Origin of the sequence: Pseudomonas petroselini (genome assembly GCF_045037875.1) — a bacterium.
GTDB lineage: Bacteria > Pseudomonadota > Gammaproteobacteria > Pseudomonadales > Pseudomonadaceae > Aquipseudomonas > Aquipseudomonas petroselini.
Genome location: NZ_CP173614.1, coordinates 1934921 through 1947701 on the forward strand (window position 1 = coordinate 1934921; position 12781 = coordinate 1947701).

Here is a 12781-nt window from a genome sequence, read left to right on the forward strand (position 1 = left end):
CGGATCAGGGATTACAGGTAACGCAATTGAACAGTCACGTGACCGTCCAGTGGGACTTCGTCGACCAGGGTCAGGCTGTCTGAGCGCGCGATCATGGTGTTGAGGCGCACGTCGGCATCCAACTCCTGCACGGCGATCGGGGTGAGGCTGCCGGTGGCCGAGGCCACGGCGGTCATCGCGGTGTGACCCAAATAGGTGCCTTCGACCCAGGTGGCGCCGCCATCGGTAGACACGATGGTGCGCACGGCTTCGGTGTCGGCCACCGCTGTAGAAAGCCTCAGGGAGGCGCTGCCGAGTTTTTCGTCGTTGGCCGTCATCCCCAGGCCATGAAACCGGTCCTGAATGGCCGAGGTGCCTTCGCGGTTATCCAGGGTGCTCAGGCTAAAAAGTGTCGGCCCGTCACAGCGCACATTCAGGCGCATCACCTGACGCTGCAGGGACGTGTGGGTGTCTGGGTTGAGGTCGCGGGCGGCCACTTTGCCGTGGTCGATCACGCCGCCGCCGGACAGGCTGGGGCTGCAAGCGCTCGGAATAATCAGGCCGGTCACGGCCAAGTCGGTGCTGCTGGCGGCCTCGGTTTGCGACGTCACGCCAATCAGCAAGGTGACCACCAGGGTCGAAGTACGAACATCCATATTCGGTGATGCCTCGGGTTGAGGAAAAAGGGCTTAGAGGTATTTCACTTCAAGGGTGGCGCTGCCATCGATCGGCACTTCGTTGGTCAGGTCCAGTCCTGAGGCGGGCGCGATAAGCGTCGAGACCTTGAGGTCGGCGGTCAGGTCTTTGATCGGGATCGGCGCCCAGTTGCCGCCGGACTGATTGCCAAAGCTGGCCAGGTTCAGGGTCGACCAGACATCGCCGCCCATGGCGTCCCAGGTTTCACCGTCGTCGACGGACTTGAGCGTGGTGGCGGCGGCGGTGTCGGCCGAAGCGTTCAGCAACTCCAGGGTGTAATGGCCCAGCGGCTGATTGCCGTTGATCAGGCCCAGGCCAAAGCCGTTCGGATTCGTGCTGCCGACGCTGTTCTCGATGCCCTTCAAGGCAAACAGGGTTTGCGCGTCACAGTTCACAACCATCTGCAGCGTGCTGGCGGGGAGCAGGGTCTGGTCGGTGGCACTCAGGTCCTTGGCCGAGATTTTTCCATGGTCCACCACGCCACCGCCGGACAGGCCGGGCGTGCAGGCGCTGGGTGTGATCAGCCCGGTCACGGTGAGGTCCACGCTGCTTGCCGCAAAGGTATGCCAAGGAGACCAGGCCATTAAGGTGGCGGCAACTACGGTCAGGGTCTTTCTCATTTTGATGATTTCCGGTGCAAGGCCGTGGGCATTTCCCCAGGCGATAACGTTCGCGTTCACTGGGAGGCGGGTGTCCGTCCAAGAGGCCTCAAACACCAAGAGAGCGAGGGTCCCTCGAAGGACGCCGGGGAATTTATCGGGTGCCTGTACTACGGGGAATACAACAAATACGACAATGGTTCGTGGCGACTCCGGCTGTCAGATAAAGACGTATTTATGCGTAAGGAGGGAATATTTCGTAGTTGTTGCATGGTTAAAAAATAATCCAAAAGAATATTATTTGACTAAATATGTAATCCATTTGAGTTGTTTTTTCGGGTTGTCGCGGCGGCACAGTGCACCTGCGTAATGGCTCATTCCTGGCCGGTCCATTCCGTAACGAGGTCATCATGCAGCCAGGTAGCCCACCCGGTGGGAACGCAGGGTCTGCGTCACTGCCGCTCGGCCCAATGACCTCTGGGCCTAAGGGATTGAGCGTGTTGGTGGTGGAAGATCATCCGGCCTATCGGATGCTGTTGGGGGGGATGCTGCATAAGCTGGGGTTTACCAGGGAAGTGGTGAACGACGGGCAGGCCGCTTTGACGGCGATGACCGACAGGCATTTCGACCTGATCCTCACCGACTGCCAGATGCCGGTCATGGACGGCTATGCCCTGGCCCGTGAGGTACGCCGTCGTGAGCGCCTGGCCCACACCGCGCCGGTGCCGATCATTGCCCTGACCTCGACCCTTGAGGCTGCCCAGATACATCGCTGCCTGGAGGCCGGCATCAATGCCTGGCTGGTCAAGCCGTTGACCTTGATACAACTGCGCGAAATCCTGACGTTATGGGTGCCCCAGGCGGACACCCAGCGACCCGATCTGGTTGCTCAAGACGTGCCCATCACCTGGCCCGCCCGCGCGACCCTGATAGAAACCTTTGGCTGTGCGGCAGTGGTAGAGCGCATGGTGGGGTGCTTGTTGGAGGAGGCGCAGGCGGATCTGGCAGCCTTGGACGACGCCCTCCTTAAACAGGATGCGACGGCGACGAGCCGGCACTTGCATCGGTTGGTGGGTGGTCTTGCCTTTTTGGGGGCCGGTCAATTGGAGGACCGCGGCGCCCACTTGATCACTGCGGTGACGTGTGAGGGCGTCGCGGCGAATTCGCGCTCACTTGGGCTTTTATACGCCGACTTGCGGCGTTACCTGCTGCGCCTGGCCGAGCTATGGCCTCAGGCTTAGTGAAGGAAGTTTCCCTCATCTTTGTAGTTCTATTCTGTAGGTGGCGTCTGTTTTTTCTGTGGGCCTAAAGTCGGGTTTCACTGATTGCTGGCTGAGGCCCGGAAACCGCCAATTTCGGCGGTTGTGGCTGAAAGCCATCAGCGCTATTTTGCCCGGACTCAATTGGCGATCCTGGTGGTGCCCATGCTTCGCGTAATTATTGCTGACGATCATCCCATCGTGCGTATTGGTCAAAAAGTGGTCATTGAGGCCAACGGAAAGTGCAAAGTCGTGGGGGAGGCCGATGGGCCCGATCAATTGCTGGCGCTGGTCCAGCGCACACCCTGCGACGTCTTGGTGACGGATTTTGCCATGCCGGGTAATCAACAGGCGGATGGCTACGGGTTGTTGGGCTTGCTGCATCGACAACACCCCGATTTGCCGGTGATTCTGGTCACCATGTTTGCCAACGTTGCCACGCTGAGGTCCTCGTTCTCCCATGGCGCGCGCGCCATCGTTGCCAAGAGTGCATCGGCCAGGGAACTGCCGCTGGCGATCAAGGCCGTGTGTGAGGGGCACACCTTTGTCAGCGAATGCCTGCGATTGCAACTTGAGGAGGCGGGCGTCGGTGACCAGCAGGGTATGCCGCAGTTGTCCGGCAAGGAGCGCGAGGTGGTGCGCATGCTCGCCAGTGGCATGACCGTCAGCCAGATCGCGGCGCGGGTCAACCGCAGTATCTCGACCATCAGCAAGCAGAAAAGCACCGCGATGAGCAGGCTGTGCATTTCCACCGATGTCGATTTGTTCGCCTATGCGCGCAGCAGTGGCATGGTGCCCTGAGGCGGGCTATTTACCTGGCGAATGTCAGTAGCCTTGGCGGCGTTGACGGCTTATCGTGCGCCTACTCTTTTTCCTCACGCGGAGCCTGCCCATGAGTGATGCCCATAACGCCTTGATCAGCGAGTTTTACACAGCCTTTCAGCGCCTGGATGCCGAAGCCATGGCCGCCTGCTACACCGATGATGTGGTGTTCAGCGACCCGGCGTTTGGCGAGCTGCGTGGCCGTGATGCCGGTGATATGTGGCGCATGCTCACCACGCGGGCCAAGGACTTTTCCCTGACGTTCGACCACGTGCGCAGCGACGAGACCACCGGCAGCGCGCACTGGGTGGCGACTTACCTGTTCAGCGCCACCGGCAATACGGTGGTCAACGATATCGGCGCGCGGTTTGTGTTTCGCGACGGCAAGATCTGCGAACACCACGACCACTTCGACCTGTGGCGTTGGTCGCGCCAGGCGTTGGGTGTGAAGGGGCTGTTGCTGGGCTGGTCACCTGCGCTGAAAAACGCCGTGCGCGCGCAGGCGCTCAAAGGGCTGAGGGCATTCCAGGCCAGTCGTTGATAAGATTGGCACTCTTCTGGTTTGCCGACATTGTCCCGTGACTGATATTCCTGAACCCAAGCCCTGGTTCGTCTACCTGGTGCGTGCCGCCAATGGTTCGCTGTATTGCGGCATCAGCAACGACCCGGTACGCCGTTTTGCTTCGCACCAGAGCGGCAAGGGCGCGCGGTTCTTTTTATCCAGCCCTGCCGTTGCGCTGGTGTACACCGAGCAATGCGCGAGCAAGGGCGAGGCGCTGCGCCAGGAACGCTTGATCAAAAAGCTGAAAAAGAGCGCCAAGGAGTGCCTGGCGGCCAGCGGCTCATTGATTTGACTGATGGGCTCCCATCGCCCCCATGCGCGGTTTTGCAGGCTAAGCTAGCGGCTCATCTATTGAGCGGAGCCTGGCATGTCTGAGTTGATCCTGCACCACTACCCGCAGTCCCCCTTCGCTGAAAAAGCCCGCCTGCTGCTGGGCTTCAAAGGCTTGTCCTGGCGCTCGGTGTTTATTCCACCGGTGATGCCCAAGCCTGATCTGACCGCCTTGACCGGTGGCTATCGCAAGACACCGGTGTTGCAGGTCGGTGCCGATATCTACTGCGACACCGCGTTGATCGCCCGGCGCCTGGAGCAGGAGAAGTCCGGGCCGGCGCTGTTTCCGCAGGGTTTGGAATTGGTGACCCAGGGCTTCGCCGCCTGGGCCGATTCGGTGGTGTTTTCCCATGCCGTGGCGCTGGTGTTCCAGCCGGAATCCCTGGCGGTCAAGTTCGCCAAGGTGCCGCCGCACATGCTGCAGGTGCTGGTGGCCGACCGTACCCAACTGTTCAGTGGCGGCACCGCGACCCGGGTGCAATTGGAGATGGCCAAGCATCAATGGCCGGCGATTGTCGGTCGAATCGACCAGCAGTTGCAGCACCAATCGGGGGATTTCCTGTTCGGCGAGCCGTCGATTGCCGACTTTGCCCTGGCCCATCCGTTGTGGTTCCTCAAAGGCTCTTCGGTGACCGCGCCGCTTGTGGACGCGTATCCCGCCGTCGCCGCCTGGCTCGACCGGGTACTGAGTTTCGGCCATGGCACCGCCAGTGAGATGAGCGCCGAGCACGCCTTGGACGTGGCGCGCAACGCCACCCCAGCGGCGTTGCCCGATGAAGTGTTCGAGGACTTGAACGGCTTCAAGGCCGGCCAGCAGGTGACCCTTTCGGCCACCGACTACGGCACTGACCCCGTGGCCGGTGAGCTGCTGTTTGTCGGGCGTGAAACGCTGATCCTGCGTCGTAGCGATGAGCGCGCGGGCACCGTGCACGTGCATTTCCCACGCATGGGCTTTCGCATTCAGGCGCACTAACGAAAAATATTTGCAAATAAAGGTGAGGTAAATCCACCGCTCAACCGTGTAGTGCTTGAAACTGCGATCTATTCGCATTAACAGCGTTTTCTACACGGGTTCTCACAGCATGAAGTCGACGGCGGGCGGTTGGATAAAACAGTGGCTGGGAGCCTCGGCATTGGCAGTCTCGGGGCTGGCGTTGCTGCCCCTGAGCGTGGCGCAGGCGCAGGAGCAGCAAAGCGCCCAGTTCAACTTTGCCCTGGCAGCCAAGCCGCTGCCCCAGGCCCTGAGCGATTTTAGCCGGGTCACCGGGATCAGCGTGATCTACACCGATGAAGCGCCCTACGGCCTGAGCGCCCCGGCGGTCAGCGGCCAGATGAGCGCAAACCAGGCCCTGCAACGGTTGCTGAGCAACACCGGCTTTACCTTCCGCCAGATCGACGCCCGTACCCTGGCCCTTGAGCCGGTGCCCACCGACGGCGCGGTGAACCTCGGCGCCACCACGATCAGCGGCGTAGGCCAGCAGGCCCAGGACAGCACCAGCTACCAGCCACCGCCCACCAGTTCGGTGATGCGCTCGAGTGGCTTGCTGCTGGAAACCCCGCAAACCGTCAACGTCGTGCCCGCCCAAGTGCTGCGCGATCAGACCCCGCGCAACCTGGATGACGCCCTGGGCAACATCAGTGGCATCACCCAGGCCAACACCCTGGCCAGCACCCAGGACGCGGTGATGCTGCGTGGCTTTGGCGACAACCGCAACGGTTCGATCATGCGCGACGGCATGCCGATCGTGCAGGGGCGTGCGTTGAACGCTACGGCGGAGCGGGTCGAAGTCCTTAAAGGGCCAGCATCCTTGCTGTACGGCATCCAGGACCCGGGCGGCGTGGTGAACATCGTCAGCAAAAAGCCTGAGCTGGTCCAATCCACCGCCCTGACCGTGCGCGGCTCCACCTTCGGTGATGGCAAGAACGGTAGCGGCGGCAGCCTAGACACCACCGGCCCGATTGGCGACAGCGGCCTGGCCTATCGGCTGATCGTCGACCATGAAGACGAGGATTACTGGCGCAACTTCGGCACCCACCGCGAGAGCCTGATCGCGCCGTCGCTGGCCTGGTATGGCGACACCACCAAGCTGTTGTTCGCCTACGAGCACCGCGAGTTTCTCACGCCGTTCGACCGTGGCACCGCCATCGACAAGTCCAACCACCCGTTGGACATCCCGGCCACCCGTCGGCTGGATGAACCCTTCAACAACATGGAAGGGCGGTCCGACCTGTACCGCTTTGAAGCCGATCACGACCTCAACGATGACTGGAAGGCCCATTTCGGCTACAGCTGGAACCGCGAAACCTATGACGCCAGCCAAGTGCGTGTGAGTGCGGTGAATGACAACGGCACCCTGACCCGCAGAATGGACGGCACCCAGGGCGCGATCACCACCGACCGGTTCACCACGGCCAGCCTGGAAGGCAAGGTCAAGCTGCTGGGCATGCAGCATGACCTGGTGTTCGGCCTGGATGACGAATACCGCAAGATCTACCGCGCCGACCTGATTCGCCAGGGCTCGCGGGGCACCTTCAACTACAACAACCCGGTGTACGGCAATGAAGTGGCGGGCACTACCGTCAGCGCCGTCGACAGCGCCCAGACCGACCTGCTGCGCAGCGACTCGCTGTTCTTCCAGGATGCCATCCACCTCAACGACCAGTGGATTTTTGTCGCCGGTGCGCGCTATCAGATGTACGACCAATACGCAGGCAAGGGCGTACCGTTCAAGGCCAACACCAACGGCAACGGCCAGGCCTGGGTGCCGCGTGCGGGCCTGGTGTATCGCTACACCGATGAATTGTCGTTCTATGGCAGCTACACCGAGTCGTTCAAACCCAACTCCACCATCGCCGCCTTGAACGATGGCAGCACCTTGACCGGCGACCTCACGCCTGAGGAGTCCAAGTCCTGGGAACTGGGAGCCAAGCTCGACATCCCTGGGCGCATCACCGCCAGCGCGGCGCTGTTCACCATCGATAAGCGTAATGTGCTGGTGTCGGTCGGTTCCGGCGCGAATACGATCTACAGCATTGCCGGCCAGGTGCGCTCACGCGGCCTTGAACTGGACGCCACCGGCCAATTGACCGACAAGTGGAGCGTGATCGGCAGTTATGCCTACACCGACGCCGAAGACATCAAGGACAACGACCCGACGCTGGAAGGCAACCGCCTGCAGAACGTGGCCAAGCACACCGGCTCGCTGTCGGTGGCCTACGACTTTGGCAACATCTTTGGTGGCGACCAGCTGCGCGTGGGGACCGGCGCACGGTATGTCGGCGAGCGCGCCGGCGATGCGGCCAACGACTTCAACTTGCCGGGTTATACCGTGGCGGACGCATTTGCTACCTACGACACTAAAATTGATGGGCAGAAGGTCAAGTTCCAACTCAACGTGAAGAACATGTTTGATCGCGTCTACTACACCTCGGCAGCCAGCCGGCTGTTTGTGTCCATGGGCGATGCGCGGCAGGTATCGGTGTCGAGCACCCTGGAATTCTAAAGTAGGACATGACGCCTTGTGGCAAGCCCGCTCGCCACAAGGGGAGGGAGCTGGTAGCGTTGCCGCCACTGACAGCTTTGCGGACAACGCTACTGATGTACTTTGGAAAATGCTTACACACCCGCGGCATGCTGGTTGGCTTGAGCCTTTTGCTGGGGGGCTGCGCGAGTGTTTCCCAGACCTCCACCCCAGCCACCCTCGATCACCTGATGGCCGACCCGGCGCTCAACGGCGCCACCGTCTCCCTGATGGTGCGTGACGCCCGCAGCGGCAGCACGCTCTACCAACACAACCCGCGAACACGGGTCATTCCTGCGTCCAACCTCAAATTGCTCACCACTGCGGCGGCGATGGATGTGCTGGGGCCGCAATACCGGTTTTCCACTCAACTGCTGAGTAACGGCACCCAGCAGGGCGAGCGCCTCAGCGGCAACCTCTATTTGCGCGGCTTGGGCGACCCGACCACGCAATTCGCCGACTACCAGGCATTGGCGGCACAACTGGCGGGGCAAGGTGTGCGCCAGGTCCAAGGCGATCTTGTCTTCGACGACAGCTGGTTCGACGCCGAACGGCTGGGCGTGGACTGGGCCCAGGACGATGAAAGCACCTACTACGGCGCGCAGATTTCGGCGCTGACCGTGTCGCCCAATGCGGATTTTGATGCGGGCACGTTGCTCGTCACGGCGAAGGCGCCCGTCGCGGTTGGCCAGCCGGTGAGCGTGGTGGTGAGCCCGTCCACCGATTATGTGCAATTGAGCAACCGCGCGGTCAGCGGTCCCGGTAACACCTACGGCATCACCCGCCAGCACGGCACCAACCTGCTGCAACTCACGGGTGCGCTGGCGCCAGGCAAACAAAGCCGGCAGTGGGTGAGCGTGTGGGAGCCGACGCAACTGGTGGCCAATCTGTTTGAGCAGGCATTGGCGCAGCAGGGCATCCAGGTACTGGGCCGACGCGTGATCGGTGGTACAAGCCCAGCGACGGCCAGGGTGCTGGCCGAGCATCAATCGGCACCGCTGCAGGAATTGATCACGCCGCTGCTCAAACTGTCGAACAACAACATGTCGGAAGCGTTGCTCAAGGCCATGGGGCGCAAGGCAGCCAACGCGGGTACGGCGCAGGCCGGTGTCGCGGCAGTCGCGGATTTCATGCGGCGCCAGGGTTTGGACCCGATGACGCTGAGCCAGGTGGACGGTTCAGGTCTGTCGCGGCGTAACTGGGTGTCGTCGCAGAACCTGACCGACCTGCTGCTGGCCGCAGCCAAGCAGCCCTGGTTCGAAGCCTGGTACAACGCCTTGCCGATCGCCGGTGACCCCGACCGCATGACCGGCGGCAGCCTGCGCTACCGCCTGCGCGGCACGGCGGCGCAAAACAACCTGCACGCCAAGACCGGCTCCATGGCCGGGGTTTCCTCGTTGAGCGGCTACATCACCGACGCCGATGGCCGACGCCTGGTGTTTTCAATGATCAGCAATAACTACGTGAGTGACGCCACGCCCATCCGTGCGCTGGAAAACCGCGTGGCACTGGCCCTGAGCCAATGGCACGACTAGCTCAGGGCTGATACCCCATCCGCCAACTCACGGCCTGGGTCGCCGCCAGCAAGTGCTGCGCCGCCGGGCCGTCTTCATCGGCGTGGAACAACGAGGTGGGGCCGACCACGGTCATCACCGCCGCCACTTGGCCGACAGCGTTGAACACCGGCGCCGACAACGCATCGACGCCGGGCATCAGCAGACCATGCACAAAGTGCAGGCCACGGCGGCGGATCTGTTCGCAGGCGGTCTCGTAAGCCTGGTCGTCCGCCAGGGCATGGGCGATGCCGGCCTGGATCTCGCGTTCCCGCAGCTCTACGGTTTCCCGCGACGGCAGGAACGCACTGAACACCAGCCCGGTGGACGAACTGAGCAGCGGCAACACCGAACCCAGCTGCGTGACCACCGTCACCGCACGCACCGCTGGTTCGATCTGCACCACGGTCGCGCCCTGGTTACCCCACACCGCCAGGAAGCAGGTTTCATTCAATTCATCGCGCAACTCCGCCAGGGGCATCGCGCCGACCTTGAGCACGTCCATGCTGCCCAGCGCCGCCAGGCCCACACGCAAGGCTTCGCGGCCCAGGCCATAGTGATTGGTGGCGGTGTTCTGTTCGGCGAAACCTGAGGCGATCAGCGCCTGCAGGTAGCGGTGCACCTTGCTGGCCGGCATTTGCACGTGCTCGGCCAGGCGTGAAAGCGAGGTCGCCGGTGACAGTTCGGCCAGGGCCTTGAGGATGTCGGTGCCCACTTCGGCCGAGCGGACTTTCTGTTTACCGGTGTCGCGGGGCTTTTCCATGGAAGGGCGAGAATCCGAGAGATGAATGGGCGTCTTTATAGCTTGACGGTCGTTAGTGATCAAATTACGTTATGCGTAACTGGATTACGATAAAAACAACTTCCGTACAGAGGATGATCCATGAACCTCGAATACCTGTCGGGCTTCGGCAATGAGTTCGCCAGCGAAGCCCTGGTCGGCGCACTGCCGGTCGGCCAGAACTCCCCACAAAAAGCGCCCTATGGGCTGTACACCGAACTGTTCTCCGGCACGGCGTTCACCATGGCGCGCAGCGAAGCCCGGCGCACCTGGCTGTACCGCATTCAGCCGTCGGCCAATCACCCAGCGTTTATCAAGCTTGAACGGCAGTTGGTCGGTGGGCCGTTGGGGGCGGTGACGCCGAATCGCTTGCGCTGGAACCCGTTGGATATTCCAAGTGAGCCGACTGACTTTGTCGATGGGCTTGTAGGGATGGTCGCTAATTCCGGGTCGGAAAAACCCTCGGGCATCAGCATCTACAACTACCGCGCGAATCGTTCGATGGAGCGGGTGTTCTTCAATGCCGATGGCGAATGGTTGATCGTTCCCGAACAGGGCCGTCTGCGTATCGCGACTGAATTGGGCGTGCTGGAAGTCGAGCCGTTGGAAATCGTCGTGCTGCCGCGCGGCCTCAAATTCCGCGTCGAACTGCTGGATGCGCAAGCGCGCGGCTACGTCGCCGAGAACCACGGTGCCCCGCTGCGCCTGCCGGACCTGGGGCCCATCGGCAGCAACGGCCTGGCCAACCCGCGCGACTTCCTGACCCCGGTCGCCCACTACGAAGACCTGAAACAACCGACAACGCTGGTACAGAAGTTCCTCGGCGAACTCTGGGCCTGCGAGCTGGACCATTGCCCGCTCAATGTGGTCGCCTGGCACGGTAACAACGTGCCGTACAAATACGACCTGCGCCGCTTCAACACGATAGGCACCGTGAGCTTCGACCACCCGGACCCGTCGATCTTCACGGTATTGACCTCGCCCACCAGCACCCACGGCCTGGCCAACCTCGACTTCGTGATCTTCCCTCCGCGCTGGATGGTGGCCGAGAACACCTTCCGTCCCCCGTGGTTCCACCGCAACCTGATGAACGAATACATGGGCCTGATCCAAGGTGCCTACGACGCCAAGGCCGAAGGCTTCGTGCCCGGCGGCGCGTCGCTGCACAGCTGCATGAGCGCCCACGGCCCGGACGGCGAAACCTGCACCAAGGCCATCAACGTGGCGCTGGCGCCGCACAAGATCGATAACACCATGGCCTTTATGTTCGAGACCAGCCAAGTGCTGCGCCCGACCCAGTTCGCCTTGGACTGCCCGCAACTGCAACCTTCTTATGACGCGTGCTGGGCCTCGTTGCCCGCCACCTTCAACCCGAACCGGAGATAAACCCATGACGCAGCCAACACTCACCCGCAGCTGGGTGGCCTCCGCGAATGGTCACACCGATTTTCCGCTGCAGAACCTGCCGTTGGGCGTGTTCAGCGTCAACGGCTCCGCACCGCGCGCTGGCGTGGCGATTGGCGACTCGATCCTGGACCTGCACGCCGCGATCGATGCGTTCGACGGTGACGCCCGTCGCGCCGTCGAGGCGACCGCCGGTGGCCAACTGAACGCCTTCTTCGAACTGGGCCGTGGCCCGCGCGTGGCCTTGCGCGAGCGCTTGCTGACGTTGTTGGCCGAAGGCAGCACACTGCAGGCGCGTGAAGCGCACGTGTTGCACCGTGCTGCCGATTGCCAGATGCACGTACCGGCGCGGATCAATGACTACACCGACTTCTACGTCGGTATCGAGCACGCGCAGAACGTCGGCAAACTGTTCCGCCCCGACAACCCTCTGCTGCCCAACTACAAGTACGTGCCGATTGGCTACCACGGCCGCGCGTCGACCATCCGTCCCTCGGGCACCGATGTGCGCCGCCCCAAGGGCCAGACCTTGCCCGCCGGCCAGGCCGAACCGACCTTCGGTCCGTGTGCACGCCTGGACTACGAGTTGGAACTGGGCGTCTGGATCGGCCAGGGCAATGAGATGGGCGATTCGATTGCCATTGGTGACGCGGCTGAACATATCGCCGGTTTCTGCCTGCTCAATGACTGGTCGGCACGGGATATCCAGGCCTGGGAGTACCAGCCGCTGGGGCCGTTTCTGTCGAAAAGCTTTATCACCACCATTTCACCGTGGGTGGTGACGGCCGAGGCACTTGAACCGTTCCGCACCGCGCAACCGGCGCGGCCCGAAGGTGACCCGCAGCCGCTGTCGTACCTGCTGGATCAACGCGACCAGGCAGCGGGTGCCCTGGATATCGAATTGGAAGTCTTGCTGACCACGGCCGCCATGCGTGAGCAAAACCTGCCGGCCTATCGCCTGGCCTTGAGCAACAGCCTGCATATGTACTGGACCGCCGCGCAATTGGTCGCGCACCACAGCGTCAACGGTTGCCAACTGCAGGCCGGTGACCTGTTTGGTACGGGGACTTTGTCGGGGCCGCAAGCCGGTCAGTTCGGCAGCCTGTTGGAAATGACCGAAGGCGGCAAAAAGGCCGTCGAATTGCCCTCCGGCGAGGTGCGCAAGTTCCTCGAAGACGGCGATGAAGTCATCCTGCGCGCTCGCTGCAGTCGTGAAGGTTTTGCCTCCATCGGCTTCGGCGAATGCCGCGGCACTGTGGTCGCGGCGCGCTAGGA

12 protein-coding genes are annotated in these 12781 nt (G+C 62.2%); 9 read left to right on the top strand and 3 right to left on the bottom strand.

Annotation, left to right across the window (positions count from 1 at the left end; all coding sequences use genetic code 11):
- Positions 1-11: 11 nt before the first annotated feature.
- Both ACI512_RS09045 and ACI512_RS09050 read right to left on the bottom strand, forming a co-directional pair.
- Positions 12-635: a DUF1120 domain-containing protein gene (locus ACI512_RS09045; RefSeq protein WP_064054823.1), complete on the bottom strand. Its 624-nt coding sequence runs from the start codon at positions 633-635 to the stop codon at positions 12-14.
- 33 nt (positions 636-668) lie between these two features.
- Positions 669-1295, bottom strand: a complete 627-nt coding sequence (locus tag ACI512_RS09050; RefSeq protein ID WP_236380416.1) for a DUF1120 domain-containing protein — start codon at positions 1293-1295, stop codon at positions 669-671.
- A 476-nt stretch (positions 1296-1771) separates the two neighbouring features.
- Between ACI512_RS09050 and ACI512_RS09055 the strand changes: the two genes are divergently transcribed.
- The 7 genes from ACI512_RS09055 (at position 1772) to dacB (ending at position 9303) form a co-directional block, all read left to right on the top strand.
- Positions 1772-2515, top strand: a complete 744-nt coding sequence (locus ACI512_RS09055) for a response regulator (RefSeq protein WP_236380414.1) — start codon at positions 1772-1774, stop codon at positions 2513-2515.
- Positions 2516-2698: 183 nt separating this feature from the next.
- On the top strand, positions 2699-3334 hold the full coding sequence (locus tag ACI512_RS09060; protein WP_012722361.1) for a response regulator transcription factor: 636 nt from the start codon (positions 2699-2701) through the stop codon (positions 3332-3334).
- Positions 3335-3425: 91 nt separating this feature from the next.
- Positions 3426-3896, top strand: a complete 471-nt coding sequence (locus ACI512_RS09065; protein WP_012722362.1) for a nuclear transport factor 2 family protein — start codon at positions 3426-3428, stop codon at positions 3894-3896.
- Positions 3897-3933: 37 nt separating this feature from the next.
- Positions 3934-4209, top strand: a complete 276-nt coding sequence (locus ACI512_RS09070; protein WP_012722363.1) for a GIY-YIG nuclease family protein — start codon at positions 3934-3936, stop codon at positions 4207-4209.
- A gap of 75 nt (positions 4210-4284) precedes the next feature.
- Entirely contained in the window at positions 4285-5220 is a 936-nt protein-coding gene (locus ACI512_RS09075) for a glutathione S-transferase family protein (RefSeq protein ID WP_236380413.1), read from the top strand.
- A 109-nt stretch (positions 5221-5329) separates the two neighbouring features.
- The gene (locus ACI512_RS09080) at positions 5330-7750 is read left to right on the top strand and encodes a TonB-dependent receptor (RefSeq protein WP_236380411.1); all 2421 of its coding nucleotides are present in this window, start codon (positions 5330-5332) and stop codon (positions 7748-7750) included.
- A 95-nt stretch (positions 7751-7845) separates the two neighbouring features.
- On the top strand, positions 7846-9303 hold the full coding sequence (dacB, locus tag ACI512_RS09085) for a D-alanyl-D-alanine carboxypeptidase/D-alanyl-D-alanine-endopeptidase (RefSeq protein WP_236380409.1): 1458 nt from the start codon (positions 7846-7848) through the stop codon (positions 9301-9303).
- Between the two features lies 1 nt (position 9304).
- Here the strand turns inward: dacB and ACI512_RS09090 are convergent, their stop codons facing one another.
- Positions 9305-10084: an IclR family transcriptional regulator gene (locus ACI512_RS09090; protein WP_236380407.1), complete on the bottom strand. Its 780-nt coding sequence runs from the start codon at positions 10082-10084 to the stop codon at positions 9305-9307.
- Positions 10085-10204: 120 nt separating this feature from the next.
- On the opposite strand from ACI512_RS09090, the gene hmgA reads away from it, so the two are divergent.
- A complete protein-coding gene (hmgA, locus tag ACI512_RS09095) occupies positions 10205-11488 on the top strand; it encodes a homogentisate 1,2-dioxygenase (RefSeq protein WP_236380405.1) in 1284 nt (427 codons plus the stop codon).
- Between the two features lie 4 nt (positions 11489-11492).
- Complete coding sequence (fahA, locus tag ACI512_RS09100) at positions 11493-12779, top strand: fumarylacetoacetase (protein ID WP_405121742.1); 1287 nt, start codon at positions 11493-11495, stop codon at positions 12777-12779.
- Positions 12780-12781 lie beyond the last annotated feature (2 nt).